This window comes from Paenibacillus sp. FSL K6-1096 (assembly GCF_037977055.1).
Classification (GTDB): Bacteria; Bacillota; Bacilli; order Paenibacillales; family Paenibacillaceae; genus Paenibacillus_AQ.
In genome coordinates this window covers 5,074,852-5,091,793 of sequence record NZ_CP150274.1, presented here as the reverse complement: position 1 = coordinate 5,091,793, position 16,942 = coordinate 5,074,852, and the positions used below count along the sequence as shown (strand labels likewise).

Here is a 16,942-nt window from a genome sequence, read left to right as displayed (position 1 = left end):
TTTCAATGCAGTCATCTTTGATCTACTCCTTTTTCAAACAAATTTTGTAAAGACATCTACCCTTAACTTAAACAACCCCGGATATTTGAAACGATGAACCGCAGCTGTACACCTTCTGGGGCTTGCTTCTGGCGGTAAATGTTGTACAATTAAATTGTGTTAAATCAATGTACGGGAGGGATTATCCATGAGTGTCTATGACTATGAAGCCAACACCCTGCGGGGCGAGAAAGAATCGCTCTCCAAGCACAAAGGCAAGGTACTGCTCGTTGTCAACACGGCCAGCAAGTGCGGATTTACCCCGCAGTATAAGGGTCTCCAAGAGGTGTACGATAAATTCAAGGACCGCGGGTTTGAGGTACTGGGATTCCCGAGCAACCAGTTTGCCGGGCAGGAGCCGGGAGACAGCGAGGATATTGCGGAGTTCTGCGAGATTAATTACGGGGTCACCTTCCCGATGTACGAGAAGATTAATGTAAAAGGCAGCGACGCCCATCCTCTGTTCCAGTATCTGTCCAATGAGGCACCAGGCGTTCTCGGTTCAAAAAGTGTGAAATGGAACTTCACCAAGTTCCTGGTCGACAAGGAGGGCCGTGTTCTCAAGCGCTTCTCCCCGCAGACCACGCCGGAGCAGATTGAGAAGGATATTGCGAAGCTGCTGGATTAGAAGCGTGCCATAATTCTTTCCATAAAAAAACAAAACCCTTCATGCCCCGATTTGCGGGTGAAGGGTTTTTTAGCGTAACAGCACAAAACAAAAACCCTTGAATCATCAAGGGTTCCGGCCAATCCAATATGATGCGGTAGAGAGGACTCGAACCTCCACGGGTATACACCCACTACCCCCTCAAGATAGCGTGTCTGCCATTCCACCACTACCGCGCGGTGTACTTCATGGTTAATGCGTTGTTTGAGGCCAACATTCAATATTATAAATCGGTTCCGCTCAAAAGTAAAGATGGCCGCTTAAGAATTCTCATCCGCATCTTCATCCAGGTCCTCTTCCTGCTTCTCATTCTGTTCCACAGCCCGGTTCTTGTCCATCCGTTTCCGGTAATCGGTGAACGCCAGATATTCCTTAATGAAATGCTTCTCTTCCGGCAGCAGCTCCCCGGTGTGGCAATTCAATTGCCGTATTTCCTCAAAAAAATAATCCTCGCCGCTTTCCTGCACCGTTAACGTCTGCTTGCCAAGCACCAGCCAATCAAGGGTTACCTGAAAAAATCCGGCAATCTCGATCAGTTTATGTGTACCCGGAGTCGATTTGCCGCGCTTCCAGTCCCCCAGGTTCCCCGTGCTGATTCCTAGCTGCTTGCAGAAGGATTTCTTGGTCATTCCCTGCCGCTTAATCAGAAATTCAATACGATCGTAGATAGATTGCATCTAGCAAACCGCCTTCCTCTGGAAATTAACTATGTATTCTCATCCTCATTTTGGTCCTCTTTTGGCACATCGTCCCGGTTCTTGTTTAGCCGTTTCCGGTAATCGGTGAACGCCAGATATTCTTTAATGAAATGCTTCTCTTCCGGCAGCAGCTCTGCGGTGTGGCAACTCAGTTGCCGTATTTCGTCAAAAAAATAATCCCCGCCGCTTTCTTGCACAGTCAGTGTCTGCTTGCCAAGAACCAGCCAATCGAGGCTGACCTGGAAGAATCCTGCAATCTCAATCAGTTTATGCGTACCCGGCGTTGATTTGCCGCGCTTCCAATCTCCCATATTCCCGGTGCTGATTCCGAGCTGTGCACAGAAGGATTTCTTGGTCATGCCTTGCTTTTTGATCAGAAATTCAATTCGTTCGTAGATTGATTGCATCCGCAAACCGCCTTCCCCGAAAATAAGCACGTAAAAACGTTATTTTTTATTGTAAAATGACGTAAAAAAGTATATAATTAACTATTATTATATCTTTACCTATTTTATATCATAACGGCTGGATAGTCGATACGAGGTGAGCAATCTGAACAGCAAACGCCCCATAACTTCCTTTGGCTGGGCCATCAAGAAACGTCTGGCAGAACTGCACTTGGATCAGAAGAAATTCTGTGAGCTGCACGATATTCCACCCTATCGGCTGTCCAACCTGATTCACGGCACCCGCAAAGCCGACCGTTACCGCCGCTTAGTTGCTGAATTGCTGGACCTGCCTCCATCATAATCCCGGACACACGCACAGAAGGAGCGGTAGATTTTTGCCTGAATAGCATTTATTCCACCTGCTCTTAGCAATTTCCTTCTTTTCCGGCGGATCACTGTATACATAATACAAGCTCACAGGCGGGGTTATCCGGTAACCTCATCCTGTGAGCCGCTTAATTCGCGTTTTCGATTAAAATACGTTTCTGAGCACCACCTGATCAGGTCGTCCCGCTCTTTCTCATGAATCTTAACCAACTGGTTCAAGATAAAAATCCGCTGCACCATATCCTCCGCAAACCTCAACTGATTCGTGTAATAATCGATTTCACCTTGATAAGCCGAGTATTCTTCATTGTTAAGCGCACTATATGCCCTGAGCAGCTGAAGATGAAGCTCATAGACCTCGGAGTAATTCATTACCGTAGACTACCTCCCAAGTAAGGCGTTAACTAGTATTGTCTCCAAGATTGATAGGATTATACGGTAGAACTCCACTCTTCATTTAAAATCGCATATTGATAGGCATCATGCCATACGGGCTGACCATCATCTGTGCTTCTGAAGGATGCTGATGCCTTCTCTCACCGGCCACTTCTCTGAGGAATTGTTGCACTTCTTGCAGGATTCCTCTATATCTATTACTAGCTGAAGTAGATTGTTGCATTAATTGCACAAATTCCGGTGTGGAGAGCAAGTTTGTGCTGGATTTGTTGCATTTTGTGCTGGATTTCAGCATAGACCGCCCTTTATTGAGCAGTATTGTTGCATTTTGTGCAAGATTCCTCTATTAATGTTACTGGCTGTGGGGCATGAGGTCCTTCCCTCGACGCAGCAGTTAATACAAAAAAAGCAGAAACCCTTGGATCACCAAAGGTCTCTGCTCATTCCATGTTATGCGGTAGAGAGGACTCGAACCTCCACGGGTATACACCCACTACCCCCTCAAGATAGCGTGTCTGCCATTCCACCACTACCGCATATTGTATGCTTCAACGAACCCAGGGAATTCTCATCCCATCTGCCGAAGAAGAGATTGGTGACTCGTATGGGATTCGAACCCATGTTACCTCCGTGAAAGGGAGGTGTCTTAACCCCTTGACCAACGAGCCATATTGTCATTTATGTGTTTGTCACAACAAAAATGAGTATATCAAACCTTGTCCGATTTGACAAGCATTATTTCTGACAAAAAAAGCGGGGAGAACCGTAGGCGATTAGCCCCTGATTCTTCCCCATAATTGCCATGCCTTCCCGCAGGGCAACAAGGCTCTTCTCCGCCGCTCACTACTCCCCGCTAACACCCGCCAGCGCCGCAACTCCATCCGCATACTCATACCCCAGACTCTCCGCCACCGCAGCATTGGTGACCTGCCCGGCGACCACATTCAGGCCGCGCGCAAGCGCCGCGTTATTCACCGCTGCTTCGCGGATGCCCAGATTGGCAATCTGGAGCGCGTAGGGCATCGTCACATTGGTCAGCGCCAGAGTGGAGGTCCGGGCGACCGCACCCGGCATGTTAGCGACAGCGTAATGAACCACGCCATGCTTCACATACGTAGGATTCTCATGGGTCGTAATCCGGTCGATCGTCTCCACGGACCCGCCCTGGTCTATCGCGACATCTACAATCACTGAACCTTCGGCCATCTGCTGCACCATGTACTCCTTGACGATCTTCGGCGCACGGGCTCCGGGAATCAGCACCGCCCCGATCAGCAGATCGGCCCGGCGGACCGCCTGCTCCAGATGGTAGGAATCCGACATCACCGTCACCAGCCGCCCGCCAAAAATATCATCCAGCGCCCGCAGCCGGTCCGCATTCAGATCCAGCACCGTCACACGAGCCCCCATGCCGAGGGCAATCTTCGCCGCATTGGTGCCGACAATGCCGCCCCCGACAATCACGACTTCTCCAGGCTGTACTCCCGGCACCCCGCTGAGCAGAACCCCTTTGCCTCCATGCGGCTTCTCCAGCAGCGAGGCTCCGATCTGCACTGCCATGCGTCCGGCAACCTCACTCATCGGAATCAGCAGCGGCAGCGAGCCGTCCTCCAGTTGGATGGTCTCATACCCGACTGCGGTTACCCCGCTCTCCACCAGCGCCCGGGTCAGAGCGGCTTCAGGCGCGAGATGCAGATAGGTGAACAGGATCAGACCCTGGCGGAAAAAAGTATATTCCTCCGGCAGCGGCTCCTTCACCTTGATAATCATCTCTGCCCGGCTCCAGACCTCAGCAGCGCTGTCCAGAATGACTGCACCCTTATCCGAATATTCCTGGTCCTCGAAGCCGCTGCCGGTACCGGCAGAGCACTGCAGCAGCACCTCATGCCCTGCCTTCCTCAGCGCTTCTACCCCGGCTGGAGTGATGGCGACACGGTTCTCGTTATTCTTGATTTCTGCGGGTATGCCAACAATCATGCGGATTCCTCCCTAGGTCATCTCACTCCTATTATATGCGAATGAGCCTCTTAAGGGTTAACTTTGGTCTCAAAGGTCTGTTTGCCGTCAACGAATTTCAGGACAACAGCCGCTTTGACCGGGTCATGCTTGTCGTTCAGCGTAATCTTGCCTGTAGCGAGCTGCAGATCCTTGGTGGCAGCCAGTGCTTCAGTAATCTTGGCCGGATCAGCTTCACCGGCGCGGCCAATCGCATCGGCTACCAGCTTCAGCGCATCGTAACCCAGGGCCGCCATCCCGTCGGGAACTGCTCCGCCGTTAGCCGCTTTGTAGGCATCCACGAAGCTGGTTACTTCAGGAGCTGTATCTTCAGGCGAGTAGTGATTGGACATGAACGTGTTCTCCAGCGCCTTGGCACCGGCGATTTCCGCCAGCTGCGGGGAATCCCAGCCGTCGCCGCCGAGGAACGGAACGGTGATGCCCATTTCACGGGCCTGCTTCACAATTTTACCTACTTCTTCATAATAACCAGGCAGGTAGATAACATCCGGGTTCGCTGCTTTGATGCGGGTCAGAACTGCTTTGAAGTCCGAATCCTTCTGCTGGTAGGACTCCTGGCTCAGCACCTCGCCGCCTTTGGCCTTGAAGGTCTCTTCGAAGAACTTCTGCAGACCCTTGGAGTAGTCGGAAGAAGTATCGGTATAGATAACCGCCGTCTTCGCCTTCAGGGAATCGAGTGCAAAGTTAGCCATTACCTCACCCTGGAACGGATCGATGAATGCCGCGCGGAACACATATTCATTCACATTGCCGCTGCGCTCATCCACGGTTACCTTCGGATTCGTAGCGCCTACCGAGACCAGCGGAATCTTCTTCTCCGTAGCTACCGGAACGATCCCCAGCGTGTTGGTCGAAGTCGATGCGCCGATGATGGTCACAACCTTGTCATTGGTGATCAGCTTCTGCGCCGCCTGGGTAGCTTCTTCGGACTTCGACGCATTGTCGGCCACTACCAGTTCAAGCTGCTTGCCGAGTACACCGCCTGCCGCATTGATCTGGTCCACCGCCAGCTTCGCGCCCTTGGAGGCGGAGTCGCCGAAAGAAGCCTGACCGCCTGTAAGCTCCAGGTCAGCCCCGATTTTGATGGTGCCTCCGGCCGAGTTCCCGCCGCTTGCAGAATTCCCGCTGTTCTCTGTGTTGTTGCCGCAGCCGGATGCTAATACCGCAGTCAATACTGTTGACAAGATAATGGCCCCAATTTTCTTCATAGTTTCTCCCAGCCTCCCGATTGATTAGTTTATATTTGATGTTTCTGTGATGCTGCTGTAAGAGCGGCGTAATCTGCTAGTGCCCCAGATAAGCCATTTTGATCTCGTCAGAGTCGGCCAGCGCCTGGGCATCCCCTTCAAGGACGACCCTGCCTGTCTCCAGTACGTAAGCCCGGTCTGCGATTTTGAGTGCCTGATGGGCATTCTGCTCGACCAGCAGCACGGTGGTTCCGGCGTCATTAACCTCTTTGATGATCCGGAAAATATCCTGGACCAGCAGCGGCGCCAGTCCCATCGAAGGCTCATCCAGCAGCAGCAGCTTCGGGTGGCCCATCAGGGCGCGCCCCATCGCCAGCATCTGCTGCTCCCCGCCGGACAGTGTCCCGGCCTGCTGCTTCTTGCGCTCCAGGAGACGCGGGAAGGTGCGGTAGACATGCTCGAAGTCAGCAGCCAGGCTGCTTCCATCCTGCAGATAAGCGCCTAATTCCAGGTTTTCTTCGACCGACATATTGGCGAATACGCGCCGGCCCTCCGGGCAATGGATCAGCCCTTCTTTGACAATCGCCTGAACGCTTTGATTCACAATGGATTTATCCAGAAAAGCAATACTGCCCGTCTTCGGCTTCAGCAGCCCCGAGAGAGTCTTGAGCAGCGTAGACTTGCCGGCGCCATTGGCCCCGATGAGCGTCACGATCTCCCCCTGCTTCACGGTGATGCTAAGATCCTTCAAGGCATGAATCGCTCCGTAATATACGTTGATTCCTTCTACTGTAAGCATGGCGCTACGCCTCCTGTCCCAGATACGCTTCGATGACCTTCGGATTGTTGCGGATCTCCGCCGGAGTGCCGTCAGCAATCAGGATTCCGCGGTCCAGAACGTAGATCCGGTTGCAGACGCCCATTACCAGCGACATATCATGCTCAATCAGCAGAATGGTCAGGTCGAATTCCTCCCGGATCCAGGCGATCAGATTCATCAGATCACGCGTCTCATTCGGGTTCATCCCGGCTGCCGGCTCATCGAGCAGCAGCAGCTTTGGTCCGGCCGCAAGCGCCCGGGCAATCTCCAGCCGCCGCTGATTCCCGTAGCTCAGGTTGCTCGCCACCTCATCACACTGGTCAGCCAGGCTGAAGATTTTGAGGATATCCATCGCCTTGCGGGTAATCTCGTCCTCCCCCTTGAAGTGCTTCGGCAGGCGTAGCATCGAAGAGAACAACGAGTGCCGGGCGTGCTGGTGGAAGGCGATTTTGACATTCTCCAGGACCGTCATGGCAGTGAATAAGCGGATATTCTGAAAAGTGCGCGCAGCCCCTTTATGATTAATCTTGTAAGGCTTCATCCCGCCGATCGACTCATTGTTGAGCATGATTCTGCCGGAGGATGGCGGGTATACGCCGGTCAGCAGGTTAAACAGTGTCGTTTTGCCCGCACCGTTGGGTCCGATCAGGCCGATCAGCTCGCCTTTATCAATATGAAGGGAAACCTCACTGACTGCCTTAAGTCCGCCGAAGGACCGGCTGGCCTCCTTCACTTCAAGGAGTACTGCTGGTTTTGATTGCGTCATGCGCCTTCGCCTCCTTTTTGCCGAACTTGCCGAATGAGAACTTGCTTACGCCAAGCAGGCCGCTTGGACGGAAAATCATCATCAGAATAAGCACAATTGAGTAAATAATCATGCGCCATTCCGGGAATTCGCGCAGGAAGGTATACAGCAGGGTCACAAACACCGCGCCGACAATCGCGCCTGCCGTGCTGCCCAGCCCCCCGAGCACCACCATAACGATGATCTCGAACGACTTCAGGAAGTTGAAGCTGCCCGGAGTAATGACATAGAAGGTGTGCGCCGACAAGCCGCCCGCCATACCGGCAAACAATGCCCCGATGGTAAAAGCAATAATCTTGTAGCGTGTCGTGTTAATGCCCATCGCCTCAGCGGCTATCTCATTCTCGCGGATTGCAATACAAGCCCGGCCGTGGGTGGAACGGATAAAGTTATGAATCAATACGACCGAGATCAGGGTGAACAGGAACAGCATGGTCCAGGTGGTTTTGGCCGGAATGCCGCTCAGCCCCGAAGCCCCGCCGACATATTCTGTATTCAGCATAATAATGCGGATAATCTCGCCGAAGCCCAGTGTGGCAATCGCCAGATAGTCCCCGTTGAGCCGCAGTGTCGGCATTCCGATCAGTACGCCGAAGACCGCAGCCAGCAGTCCGCCCGCCAGAATCGCCGGAACGAACGGCACATTATAATCCAGGGTCAGGATCGCCGAGGTGTACGCACCGACAGACATGAATCCGGCGTGCCCGATGGAGAATTGCCCGGTAATCCCGGTAATCAGGTTAAGCGATACGGCCAGCATGATGTTGACACCAATCAGCAGCAGCATGGACTGATTCACATCGCTAAGTACACCCGTTGTTAGAAGAACTTTGACAATTCCATAGAATGCGAAGGCGGCGACAATGCCCAGCCAGAATTTTTTATTGAGCTTGTTCATGGCCCCCTCCACCTACACTTTCTCCCGGACATTCTTGCCGAACAGCCCGGATGGTTTGAAGATCAGGATTAGAATCAGTACTGCGAACGCCACTCCGTCACGCCAGGAGGAGAACCCGAGGGAAGAAATCTCCGTCTCTACCGTTCCGAGCAGCAGCCCGCCGACCAGCGCACCAGGGATACTTCCGATCCCGCCCAGCACCGCTGCGACAAAAGCCTTCAGCCCCGGCATAACCCCCATCAGCGGGTCCACCGAATTGTACGTCATGCCGAAAATCACGCCGGCTGCAGCGGCAAGTGCCGAACCGATGGCGAAGGTCGCTGAAATGGTGCGGTCCACGTTGATGCCCATCAGCCGCGCGGCTTCCACATCGAAGGATACGGCCCGCATGGCTTTGCCTGTCCGGGTGTACCGGACGATATATTGCAGTACAAGCATAAGAATTATCGTTGTTAGCAGAATCATGATCTGATTGGATTCGACCTGAATGGAGGAACCGAACAGGTGATATTGCTTCTTATCCATAATATCCGGGAAGCCCTTGGCCTGCGGCCCGAGAATCAGTACCCCGGTATATTCGAGCAGGAAGGACACCCCGATGGCTGTAATCAGTGCGGCAATCCGGGTGGACTTGCGCAGCGGCTTGTAGGCCAGACGTTCGATGCTGATCCCCAGCAATGCACTGATCGTCATCGAGATCATAAGCGACAGAAGCAGAACCAGTATCGGCGGCAATCCGGCGCTGGCCAGATATTTGGCACTGTACAGTCCAATGAAGGACCCGACCATAAACACATCGCCATGTGCGAAATTGATCAGCTTGATAATTCCATACACCATCGTGTAGCCAAGGGCGATCAGAGCGTAAATACTGCCTACCGAGATTCCGTTAATGAGCTGCTGAATGAAGTACTCCATCGCCATCCCCTTTTCCTCATATTCATTGTAATAACCCCTTTCTCTGTGGTGCTTCTTGTTTCTTGGATTATGATGTCATTTATATTAACACAAGGCCTACGAATCGTCACTATTTTTTGCACTAATTAAAACAAATTTCAATAGTTGGTGTTATATTACATAACATGATATATGTAGGATTAAATAGACTTCTGTAGGTTATTGAAAATCATGCAGAAAACAGGAGAAAAACCGAGGATTTTGGAGAAGGGATGTTTTAGAAGTTGCTTCCTTTTCTTATACAATACTTCTTTTCTGCGGAATTAATATAACATTTGTCTCTTTACAGCATCATTCCTTCAATTTATTAAAGGGGTAACGGGTTGAACGGGCAAATAAGCCGCCCCCCAGCATCGGAGGTACGGCTTATTGTAAGATATAGTCTGCTGGGCCGTGTAACGTTAGTCCAAATATACGGCCTTACCCGTCCGGGCCGATTCATAGATTGCCTCCAGAATCCGGGAAACCACATACGCCTGTTCAGGAGTGACGACCGGATCTTTATCCTGTTCGATCGCTTCAATCCACTTTCTTAATTCGATATCCGTAGCTTTCTCTTCTTTGCCGTCATAGAAGGCTACTCCCCCGGCACCAAGCTCAACTTTATTCGTGTATAGCTTGCTATGCTTCTCCCCGTTAATCCGGAGACCGTCCTTCATGTCCGCACCCGCTTCGGTTCCGCTTAAGCTACACTTGGCTTCATCCACCTCCAGCGAATTTAGCGCCCAGCTCGCCTCCAGCGTAATCGTTGCGCCGTTCTCCATCACTATCATCCCGAACGCAGAGTCTTCCACGGTGAATTTCTTCGGGTCCCAGGGTCCCCAGGCGTTGGCAGCGTCTTCTTTTTGGGAGAGCTCATGGTATTTGGTCCCCAGTACAACCTTCGGTTTGTAGTTATCCATCATCCAGAGCGTCAGATCGAGCGCATGGGTTCCGATATCAATCAGCGGGCCACCTCCCTGCTTCTCCTCATCCAGGAATACGCCCCAGGTTGGAACCGCTCTGCGCCGGATGGCATGGGCTTTCGCATAATAGATATGGCCAAGCTCGCCTGCTTCGCAGACTTTTTTCAGATACAAGCTGTCTTGTCTGAAACGGTTGTCATACCCAATGGTTAACTTCTTCCCTGTACGCTTCGCTGCTTCAGCCATACGTTTGGCGTCTGCCGCAGTTTTGGCCATGGGCTTCTCACACATTACATGCTTGCCCGCTTCCAAGCCCGCAATGGATATTTCCGCATGCGCGTCATTAGGAGTAAGTACATGAACAATATCAATGGAAGCATCCTTCAATAATTCCTTGTAATCCGTATAGACAGCAGCATCCGCACTGCCGTATTGTTCAGCAGCCGCCTCAGCCCGTTCCTTGATAATATCGCAAAAAGCCACCACTTGAACCTTATCCTGTCTGCTTAAGGCAGGCAGATGCTTCCCGTTCGCAATTCCTCCACAGCCGATCACGCCAACACGATACACTTTGCTCATCGCCATCTCATCCTCACTGTTCATGTAGTTTTCGGGCCTTGCGGTATGCCGCCGGGGTCATGCCCAGCCGCTTGCGGAATACCGAATGCAGGTAGGTCGCATTGGTGAATCCTTCGGATTCCGCGATCTGTTCGATGGACAGGTTACTGGCTTCCAGCTTGCTGCACACCGCCTGCAACCGGATCTCTTCAAGAATGCGGCTGAAGGTTTGCTCCGGATGAATCTGCTTAAAAATCCGCTGCAGCTGCCTGGAGCTGATATTCAGCTTCTCCGCCACATTCTCCAGCGTCACGGCTGCTGAATAATTCGCTTCCATGTATTGAACGGCATATTGATAGCGGTAGGTCACCATATCCCGTACGGGTGCCGCGGCTCCCATTCCGCCTGCATCATAAGCTCTGGTTACTTTCAGCAAAATGCTGATCACGAGATGCTTAATGGAGGTGTAATATCCCGCGAGCTTGCCGTCACAGGCCTCATAGGCTTCCAGAAAACACTTCATCGCCCTGTGATAATCCTGCGCAGGGATAAGCGGCAGCCTCCTCAGCTTCTCCACACATTCCTCCGCTTCCGCAACCTCCCATGGATCTGCATCGTCTCTCTGCTTCTCCGCAATATTGACATGCAGACACAGCTCCTCCATCGACTCATCTGCATCCGCTTCTTGGCGGTGCATGACTCCCGGTCCGGTCAAATAGAGCATTCCCTCCGATAAAGGAAACCGCTGATCGCCAAGAATGACCGTTCCCTTGCCCCGCGGTATGAAATGAAATTCAAATTCAGCATGGTTATGGAAATCAATGACCTTCCCCGGCGGAAAAGAGGTCAAATGAAACCGGAGCACGGAAATTTCATAATGTCCCCACAGGATGGAAATATCCAGTCTTTCCAGCAGATCCATCTTCTCAAACATGATCTCGAAGGGAAAAGGGCTCATATTAACCTCCTGCTTAAGCTACACTCTGTACCAAATAAGCGATTAGGACTTCAGCTCGGCTAACCGGACCACCCGTCCTGCCTTTGCCGAGAGATTCGCCGCCTCCATTAACCGGGTAAGCTCCGTTGCCGCTTGAATATTGTCAGAAGCAACCGTGTTATCCCGGATGTGGGCAACCCACTGCTTAAAAGCGCTATCACGATTGGCCAGCACAGGCGTATCGTTCCAGGAAGCCCCTTGATCTGCCGCTTTATTGCTTCTGACGAGCAGCTTCGCTTCAGGCGTTCCATAGAGTAGAGTTCCTTCCGTTCCATGCACTTCAATGGTAAAAGGCGAGTAGCTGTTTACGAAGCCGGCTTCCACCACACCAATCGCTCCCGAATCCGTATAGAGCGTCGCTACCGCATTGTCCTCCACTTCCTTGCCCGTCACATATCCGAAGCTCGCGCTTACCCCGGTCACCTCTTGACCCAGAAACAGTCTGGTCAGGTACATGGGATGACATCCCAGATCAATCAAAGCCCCGCCCTGGCATTGCTCAAGGCTATAGAAATGCTCAGGAAGCCAGTTGGCCGTTGCGCCGTTATGGGATAAGCGGACTCTGACATAAGTGATCTCTCCAAGCAGTCCCTGGCTTAGAATGTCTGTAACCGATAATGTATAACCGTCATTTAGCCGCGGCAGGGACACGGTTAGCTTCACTCCATGAGCCTCGACCGCTGAGAGAATTTCGTTAACCTCACTCAGCGTTGCAGCTACAACCTTTTCGGTGAAAATGTGCTTGCCGGCTCTGGCTGCCGCAATCATGACCTCCCGATGCATCCGGGTTGGCGCGTCGACAATCACGGCATCGATATCCTTCTGGGCCAGCATCTCCTCCAAAGAATCATAAAACGGGACATTCAAGCTCTCTGCCGCCTTCCTGCCCCGCTCCGCGTCCTCGTCCCATACCGCAGCGATTTCCGTATCGCCATGCTCCTGAGCCTGCTTCGTATAATCCCAGGCATGTACATGCCAATAGCTAATCTTGCCAATCCTAATGCTCACTCACCTGCACCTCCATATACATTATTCTGACATCACTTATAAAGTATCATATAATAAGCAGGATTTTTAGTAGATAAATGCGACATCAATTATATGGAATTACGACATCTGCAAGGAAAGCAGTATCGTTCAGAGGTTCAGCCGTTTTCATCAAAAAGAACGTAAAAAAAGGAGCTCAATATGAGCTCCTTTTATAAGGGAGAGAGAGGGATACTCTCGCTGCGCGAGAGATTGCGATGCCATTGCTAACGAAGCTTATGCTCCAACGAACCACTGAGGATTCTCATCCCTAACAAGGAAGTAATATCAAACGGAGAGAGAGGGATTCGAACCCTCGCACCGCTTACGCAGTCTAACCCCTTAGCAGAGGGTCCCCTTATAGCCACTTGGGTATCTCTCCAAGTAATGGCTCCCCGAACAGGACTCGAACCTGTGACAACTCGATTAACAGTCGAGTGCTCTACCAACTGAGCTATCAGGGAACATTCACATGAACTAAGGACTAATTTATCATGATTCTTCAGGTTAGTCAAGCGGGAAACGAGAGATTGTGAGATCGTTTACAATTCCTCCACATCCCGCCTGGCTCTTCAGAATTAGATCCACTCCCCATCCAGCGGCACGGCAACACGGCCGGACAAGCCTTCCTGTTCCAGGCGCTGCTTCAGCAGCTCCCGGGTTACGTGACAGTGATTGATCGTATCCATGTGCACGGCAATCACAGAGGCGGACGGAGCGGCATGGCAGACCTCCACAATATCCTGTTCGTTCATCGTGATCGGTCCTCCGCTCAGGAACTGTGCCCCTCCGGCATTAACGATAATCACTTCAGGTGCCTGCTCGTCTATCACCTGCTGCACCTCTTCACACCAGATCGTATCCCCCGCCAGGTACAGCACAGGCTCGCCTTCCGCCCGGAACACGAAGCCGGAGACCTTGCCCATCAGCTCGCCAATCTCCCCTGTTCCGTGCCGCCCGCCTGTACGTGTCAGGGTCACACCGCTGAACGATGCAGAACCGCTATCCTTAATCTCTGTAACACGCTCAAATCCTTGGGCTGTTAGGGTCTCTCCGTTGCCTTCCTGGCAATACACCGGCAGTTCCTTGGACAACTGCTCTGCCGCTGCTGCATCCCAGTGATCGGGATGCAAATGCGTGACCAGCACCACATCCGGCTCCAGCCACTCCTGAACAGGGCCCGGCAGAGGCACCAGCGGATTCCGGCGGTCATCGCCTGAATTCATAATCGGCGGATTCACGCCCTGCGCACTCAGCATCGGATCGATCAGAAACGTTGCACCGCCGTATTCCAGCCACAGGGTGGCGTGGCGGATCAATTGGATTTTCATCATATGCACCTCTTCCTTGGATGTCTACCTTATGTTCAACTTCTGATACAATAAGTATAGATTAAGGCAAGAACAGAAGACATTGTGCCGCGAAAGAGATTCTTACGTTCTGCTTTCAGCCGGAAAGGAATTCAAGGAAATGACCTCTCATCTCATCGACAATACCGATTACCGCATCCTTCAGCTCCTTATCGGGGACTCCACCTTAAGTCACAAGGATATCGGGGCGGCGGTCCATCTGACCGGCCAGGCGGTGGGTGCACGCATACGCAGAATGCGGGAGCTTGGCATCATCGAAGGCTACACCATCCGGTGGAACCCGCTGCGTATTGGTCAGAACATTCATGCCTTTATCACCGTTTTTCTCAGCAGCAATAATGCCCATCTGCCATTCCAAGCCTTTGCGAAGGCCCATGAAAGTGTCACTGAGCTGTACCGCATCAGCGGGGAAGGCTGTTACTGGATGCGGGTGCGCACGGTGGATCAGGAGGCGCTGACCGCTTTTCTGGACGAGCTATTGAAATATGGCAATTACCGGGTCAATCTGGACATGGGCCAGATCAAATAAGGAGGCTAAGATGAGCGATATCATTGAACCACCGAGACTCTCCGAACCAGAACTGTTACCGCCGCTGTCTATTCACGCTCTAGCCTCCAAAGATGAATACAGCCGCTGCCTGATCGAAGGGGCGCTGATTGAATATCAGGAGGCGGAGCGGGTAGCTTTTGACCAAGTGGTATTCAAAAATGTGACCATTACCGAATCCTCGCTGCAGCGTATTGAGCTTACCGATGTGATCTTCGATCATTGCGACCTCTCGAACGTAGATTTCAGCGATGCCTTCATGCACCGGACGGTGTTCAGGGATTGCCGGCTGACCGGCACGGACTTCACGGGGGCGCGGTTTCAGAATGTTGCGGTAACGGACTGCATTGGGGAGTATGCGGTGTTCCGCTTCGCCCAGTTCAAGGGAGCCTCCTTCGAGCGCTGCTCGCTGGTCAGTGCGGATTATTACCAGTCCAGCCTTAAGGGCCTGACCTTCGCGGAATGCAATCTGGAGCAGGCCACGCTGGCGGGCTGTAAGCTAAAAGGTGTCGATTTAAGCGACTGCGAATTCACCGGCCTCCTGGTGGATCTTGAGGATCTGGACGGCTGCATCATCTCTGCGGAGCAGGCGGCTTCTTTTGCCGGATTGCTTGGACTTGTTATTAAGTAGCGGACCCCTTGCCGGCCTCCAGGGTAACCAGCTTCAGCTTGCCGGAGCAGCGGCCGCAGCGGTAACGTCCCGGATCGGCTCTGCGCTTGCGCAGGTACTCGTTGGCACAGGTGATGCACACCAGCTTATAGCGGTACGGCTGCGGCTTGCGGGCCTGGGCGCCCGGCAGAGTCTGGCAGTAACGGCTGCCGCCGACGCGGGCGAGCAGTGCTTTGAAATCGGCATCCCGGTGCATATACCCCCGCTTCGCCAGATGCAGGTGGTAGTGGCAGAGCTCATGCTTGATGATTTTCTCCGTCTCCTCCCGCCCGTAGGTGGCAAGCTGCCGGGGGTTAATCTCTATATTATGGCTTTTGGTGAAATACCGTCCGCCTGTGGTCGTGAGTCTGCTGTTGAAGCTGGCCGTATGCCGGAAAGGCACGCCGAAGCTGTTCAGCGACACCTGCTCAATCCATTGCTGCAGCTCTTCGTTGCTCATACTGGTCATAGCGTTCCTTCACGGTCCTCTCTGCCTGAATTTAGATCACTACTTGAATTGTAACTTGCCCATACGCTACACTGTCAAGAAGAAAGACAAGTCCGGAGGGAGAATGTGTTATGCCAAGAATGCGGTACGTCATTATGCAGCAGGAGCAGGAGCTTCAATTCGTGGAGATGCCGGAGGAGTATGCTTACCAGTTAAGTGCCCTGAATCTCCGCCTGAACAAAGAAATCGACAAGCTGACAGCCGAGAATGTACCCGGTCTGCCGCGGGCGGTGGCCGAATGTGAGGCGCTGGAGCTACTGCGCGAAGAGCATCACCTGGAGTCGGGGCTGGCGTATATTAACCGGCTGGAGCAGGCTTTTGCCTCCATTAAGGAGGAGCATTACCCGCTGATCTCACTGCTGACCGAAATCCGGGCGCTCCAGGCCCAGCTCGAACAATGGTACGAAGAAGAGGAAGAACGGGTGCAGTAACGCCAGGATAGGACAGCCATCATCAATTACAGCTTGCACAACTATTGCCGATGACGCACCTTTGGGCGATTTTCCCCATATGCTATCTATACACAGGTAGTATGTAAGAGGAGGGATCGCCTTGCCACAGTGGCTTCGTCAACAGCTCATGAAGGCCTATCTCAAAAAAGACCGCCGTCAGATCAAACTGCTCAACGAATGCTGGTTCTTTTACCGGAATACCTCAGATTCCCATGAGATGATCCGGAAGAACGTATAACCCGGGTGGTTTCAAGTGGAAACGGCTATGCCGTCCTTTTTAAGGGCGGTATCATTTCAGCGAGAAATATAAGGATAAATTATCGTGTGGAACATATACATTCTTATATTTCAAAAAAAGCCGCGATTCCCTTCAGGGATCGTGGCTTTTGGCATGGCATCCGTCTCTGGTCCGTGCTTGACTTCGGCGTTACTTAAACATCGGGAAGACGTATCTCACCAGGAAGAATAGCACTCCAAAGGTTATTACAATGTAAGCTGCATATTTAATGAAAGTGGAGGCGACCAGACTGGAATCCGACTTCCGGTGCACCTCTGTCCGTTCAACCTCTACGCTTCTGTCCTTGTAATTCGGCTCCATCTTCAATCTCTCCTCTCGGTTAGTAGCTGCATGTCATCCATTAACCCGGGGATTTGGAGCTGAAACAGAGCGG

Annotated in this window: 21 protein-coding genes and 5 tRNA genes; 6 read left to right on the top strand and 20 right to left on the bottom strand. The window is 52.3% G+C overall.

Annotated elements, in window-relative coordinates; genetic code table 11:
* Window positions 1-187 precede the first annotated feature (187 nt).
* On the top strand, window positions 188-667 hold the full coding sequence (locus MHI24_RS22600; RefSeq protein WP_340021767.1) for a glutathione peroxidase: 480 nt from the start codon (window positions 188-190) through the stop codon (window positions 665-667).
* Between the two features lie 132 nt (window positions 668-799).
* Here the strand turns inward: MHI24_RS22600 and MHI24_RS22595 are convergent.
* The 3 genes from MHI24_RS22595 to MHI24_RS22585 form a co-directional block, all read right to left on the bottom strand.
* A tRNA-Leu gene (locus MHI24_RS22595) sits at window positions 800-882 on the bottom strand.
* Between the two features lie 84 nt (window positions 883-966).
* Window positions 967-1,383, bottom strand: coding sequence for a helix-turn-helix transcriptional regulator (locus MHI24_RS22590; protein ID WP_340021766.1), 417 nt, complete (start codon window positions 1,381-1,383; stop codon window positions 967-969).
* Between the two features lie 29 nt (window positions 1,384-1,412).
* On the bottom strand, window positions 1,413-1,811 hold the full coding sequence (locus MHI24_RS22585; RefSeq protein ID WP_340021765.1) for a helix-turn-helix transcriptional regulator: 399 nt from the start codon (window positions 1,809-1,811) through the stop codon (window positions 1,413-1,415).
* Between the two features lie 145 nt (window positions 1,812-1,956).
* Here MHI24_RS22585 and MHI24_RS22580 point away from each other — a divergent pair, with 145 nt between their 5' ends.
* Window positions 1,957-2,154 (top strand): XRE family transcriptional regulator, encoded by a 198-nt coding sequence (locus MHI24_RS22580; protein WP_340026760.1) that lies wholly within the window; start codon window positions 1,957-1,959, stop codon window positions 2,152-2,154.
* Between the two features lie 125 nt (window positions 2,155-2,279).
* Here the strand turns inward: MHI24_RS22580 and MHI24_RS22575 are convergent, their stop codons facing one another.
* The 15 genes from MHI24_RS22575 to MHI24_RS22505 all read right to left on the bottom strand — a co-directional run bounded on the left by MHI24_RS22575 (window position 2,280) and on the right by MHI24_RS22505 (window position 14,076).
* A complete protein-coding gene (locus MHI24_RS22575) occupies window positions 2,280-2,552 on the bottom strand; it encodes a hypothetical protein (protein ID WP_340021764.1) in 273 nt (90 codons plus the stop codon).
* 477 nt (window positions 2,553-3,029) lie between these two features.
* Window positions 3,030-3,112: transfer RNA gene (locus tag MHI24_RS22570), tRNA-Leu, on the bottom strand.
* 57 nt (window positions 3,113-3,169) lie between these two features.
* Window positions 3,170-3,244 (bottom strand) — tRNA-Glu (locus tag MHI24_RS22565).
* Window positions 3,245-3,419: 175 nt separating this feature from the next.
* Window positions 3,420-4,553, bottom strand: a complete 1,134-nt coding sequence (gene ald / locus MHI24_RS22560) for an alanine dehydrogenase (protein ID WP_340021763.1) — start codon at window positions 4,551-4,553, stop codon at window positions 3,420-3,422.
* A gap of 50 nt (window positions 4,554-4,603) precedes the next feature.
* Complete coding sequence (locus MHI24_RS22555; protein ID WP_340021762.1) at window positions 4,604-5,800, bottom strand: ABC transporter substrate-binding protein; 1,197 nt, start codon at window positions 5,798-5,800, stop codon at window positions 4,604-4,606.
* A gap of 76 nt (window positions 5,801-5,876) precedes the next feature.
* Window positions 5,877-6,578, bottom strand: a complete 702-nt coding sequence (locus MHI24_RS22550) for an ABC transporter ATP-binding protein (RefSeq protein WP_340021761.1) — start codon at window positions 6,576-6,578, stop codon at window positions 5,877-5,879.
* A gap of 4 nt (window positions 6,579-6,582) precedes the next feature.
* Entirely contained in the window at window positions 6,583-7,365 is a 783-nt protein-coding gene (locus tag MHI24_RS22545; RefSeq protein ID WP_340021760.1) for an ABC transporter ATP-binding protein, read from the bottom strand.
* A complete protein-coding gene (locus tag MHI24_RS22540) occupies window positions 7,334-8,302 on the bottom strand; it encodes a branched-chain amino acid ABC transporter permease (protein WP_340021759.1) in 969 nt (322 codons plus the stop codon). Before MHI24_RS22540 ends, MHI24_RS22545 begins: the two co-directional genes overlap by 32 nt.
* A gap of 12 nt (window positions 8,303-8,314) precedes the next feature.
* Complete coding sequence (locus tag MHI24_RS22535; RefSeq protein WP_340026759.1) at window positions 8,315-9,220, bottom strand: branched-chain amino acid ABC transporter permease; 906 nt, start codon at window positions 9,218-9,220, stop codon at window positions 8,315-8,317.
* 440 nt (window positions 9,221-9,660) lie between these two features.
* Entirely contained in the window at window positions 9,661-10,743 is a 1,083-nt protein-coding gene (locus tag MHI24_RS22530) for a Gfo/Idh/MocA family oxidoreductase (RefSeq protein ID WP_340021758.1), read from the bottom strand.
* Window positions 10,744-10,756: 13 nt separating this feature from the next.
* A complete protein-coding gene (locus MHI24_RS22525; protein WP_340021757.1) occupies window positions 10,757-11,680 on the bottom strand; it encodes a helix-turn-helix domain-containing protein in 924 nt (307 codons plus the stop codon).
* A 42-nt stretch (window positions 11,681-11,722) separates the two neighbouring features.
* Window positions 11,723-12,727 (bottom strand): Gfo/Idh/MocA family oxidoreductase, encoded by a 1,005-nt coding sequence (locus MHI24_RS22520; RefSeq protein WP_340021756.1) that lies wholly within the window; start codon window positions 12,725-12,727, stop codon window positions 11,723-11,725.
* Between the two features lie 311 nt (window positions 12,728-13,038).
* Window positions 13,039-13,127 (bottom strand) — tRNA-Ser (locus MHI24_RS22515).
* 6 nt (window positions 13,128-13,133) lie between these two features.
* Window positions 13,134-13,209 (bottom strand) — tRNA-Asn (locus MHI24_RS22510).
* Between the two features lie 114 nt (window positions 13,210-13,323).
* On the bottom strand, window positions 13,324-14,076 hold the full coding sequence (locus MHI24_RS22505; protein ID WP_340026758.1) for an MBL fold metallo-hydrolase: 753 nt from the start codon (window positions 14,074-14,076) through the stop codon (window positions 13,324-13,326).
* A 139-nt stretch (window positions 14,077-14,215) separates the two neighbouring features.
* Between MHI24_RS22505 and MHI24_RS22500 the strand changes: the two genes are divergently transcribed.
* Window positions 14,216-14,644, top strand: coding sequence for an Lrp/AsnC family transcriptional regulator (locus tag MHI24_RS22500; RefSeq protein ID WP_340021754.1), 429 nt, complete (start codon window positions 14,216-14,218; stop codon window positions 14,642-14,644).
* A 10-nt stretch (window positions 14,645-14,654) separates the two neighbouring features.
* Window positions 14,655-15,293 carry a pentapeptide repeat-containing protein gene (locus tag MHI24_RS22495; protein WP_340021753.1) on the top strand — a complete coding sequence of 213 codons (639 nt, stop codon included), beginning with the start codon at window positions 14,655-14,657 and terminating at the stop codon, window positions 15,291-15,293.
* Here MHI24_RS22495 and MHI24_RS22490 read toward each other — a convergent pair.
* Window positions 15,286-15,771, bottom strand: coding sequence for a SprT family protein (locus MHI24_RS22490; RefSeq protein WP_340026757.1), 486 nt, complete (start codon window positions 15,769-15,771; stop codon window positions 15,286-15,288). The two genes, MHI24_RS22495 and MHI24_RS22490, sit on opposite strands and share 8 nt — an antisense overlap.
* Before the next feature lie 119 nt (window positions 15,772-15,890).
* Here MHI24_RS22490 and MHI24_RS22485 point away from each other — a divergent pair, with 119 nt between their 5' ends.
* Window positions 15,891-16,250, top strand: a complete 360-nt coding sequence (locus MHI24_RS22485) for a hydrolase/acyltransferase (protein ID WP_340021752.1) — start codon at window positions 15,891-15,893, stop codon at window positions 16,248-16,250.
* A 121-nt stretch (window positions 16,251-16,371) separates the two neighbouring features.
* On the top strand, window positions 16,372-16,509 hold the full coding sequence (gene cmpA / locus MHI24_RS22480; RefSeq protein ID WP_340021751.1) for a cortex morphogenetic protein CmpA: 138 nt from the start codon (window positions 16,372-16,374) through the stop codon (window positions 16,507-16,509).
* A 189-nt stretch (window positions 16,510-16,698) separates the two neighbouring features.
* Here cmpA and MHI24_RS22475 read toward each other — a convergent pair whose 3' ends face one another.
* Window positions 16,699-16,869, bottom strand: coding sequence for a hypothetical protein (locus MHI24_RS22475; RefSeq protein ID WP_340021750.1), 171 nt, complete (start codon window positions 16,867-16,869; stop codon window positions 16,699-16,701).
* Window positions 16,870-16,942: the final 73 nt, after the last annotated feature.

Coding starts and splice junctions, on each gene's coding strand:
- MHI24_RS22525 (WP_340021757.1), bottom strand. CDS start 11,680: ATGAGCCCTTTTCCCTTCGAGATCATGTTTGAGAAGATGGATCTGCTG.
- MHI24_RS22575 (WP_340021764.1), bottom strand. CDS start 2,552: ATGAATTACTCCGAGGTCTATGAGCTTCATCTTCAGCTGCTCAGGGCA.
- ald (WP_340021763.1), bottom strand. CDS start 4,553: ATGATTGTTGGCATACCCGCAGAAATCAAGAATAACGAGAACCGTGTC.
- MHI24_RS22545 (WP_340021760.1), bottom strand. CDS start 7,365: ATGACGCAATCAAAACCAGCAGTACTCCTTGAAGTGAAGGAGGCCAGC.
- MHI24_RS22590 (WP_340021766.1), bottom strand. CDS start 1,383: ATGCAATCTATCTACGATCGTATTGAATTTCTGATTAAGCGGCAGGGA.
- MHI24_RS22475 (WP_340021750.1), bottom strand. CDS start 16,869: ATGGAGCCGAATTACAAGGACAGAAGCGTAGAGGTTGAACGGACAGAG.
- MHI24_RS22530 (WP_340021758.1), bottom strand. CDS start 10,743: ATGAGCAAAGTGTATCGTGTTGGCGTGATCGGCTGTGGAGGAATTGCG.
- MHI24_RS22500 (WP_340021754.1), top strand. CDS start 14,216: ATGACCTCTCATCTCATCGACAATACCGATTACCGCATCCTTCAGCTC.
- MHI24_RS22505 (WP_340026758.1), bottom strand. CDS start 14,076: ATGAAAATCCAATTGATCCGCCACGCCACCCTGTGGCTGGAATACGGC.
- MHI24_RS22585 (WP_340021765.1), bottom strand. CDS start 1,811: ATGCAATCAATCTACGAACGAATTGAATTTCTGATCAAAAAGCAAGGC.
- MHI24_RS22540 (WP_340021759.1), bottom strand. CDS start 8,302: ATGAACAAGCTCAATAAAAAATTCTGGCTGGGCATTGTCGCCGCCTTC.
- MHI24_RS22600 (WP_340021767.1), top strand. CDS start 188: ATGAGTGTCTATGACTATGAAGCCAACACCCTGCGGGGCGAGAAAGAA.
- MHI24_RS22495 (WP_340021753.1), top strand. CDS start 14,655: ATGAGCGATATCATTGAACCACCGAGACTCTCCGAACCAGAACTGTTA.
- MHI24_RS22550 (WP_340021761.1), bottom strand. CDS start 6,578: ATGCTTACAGTAGAAGGAATCAACGTATATTACGGAGCGATTCATGCC.
- MHI24_RS22490 (WP_340026757.1), bottom strand. CDS start 15,771: ATGAGCAACGAAGAGCTGCAGCAATGGATTGAGCAGGTGTCGCTGAAC.
- MHI24_RS22535 (WP_340026759.1), bottom strand. CDS start 9,220: ATGGAGTACTTCATTCAGCAGCTCATTAACGGAATCTCGGTAGGCAGT.
- MHI24_RS22555 (WP_340021762.1), bottom strand. CDS start 5,800: ATGAAGAAAATTGGGGCCATTATCTTGTCAACAGTATTGACTGCGGTA.
- MHI24_RS22485 (WP_340021752.1), top strand. CDS start 15,891: ATGCCAAGAATGCGGTACGTCATTATGCAGCAGGAGCAGGAGCTTCAA.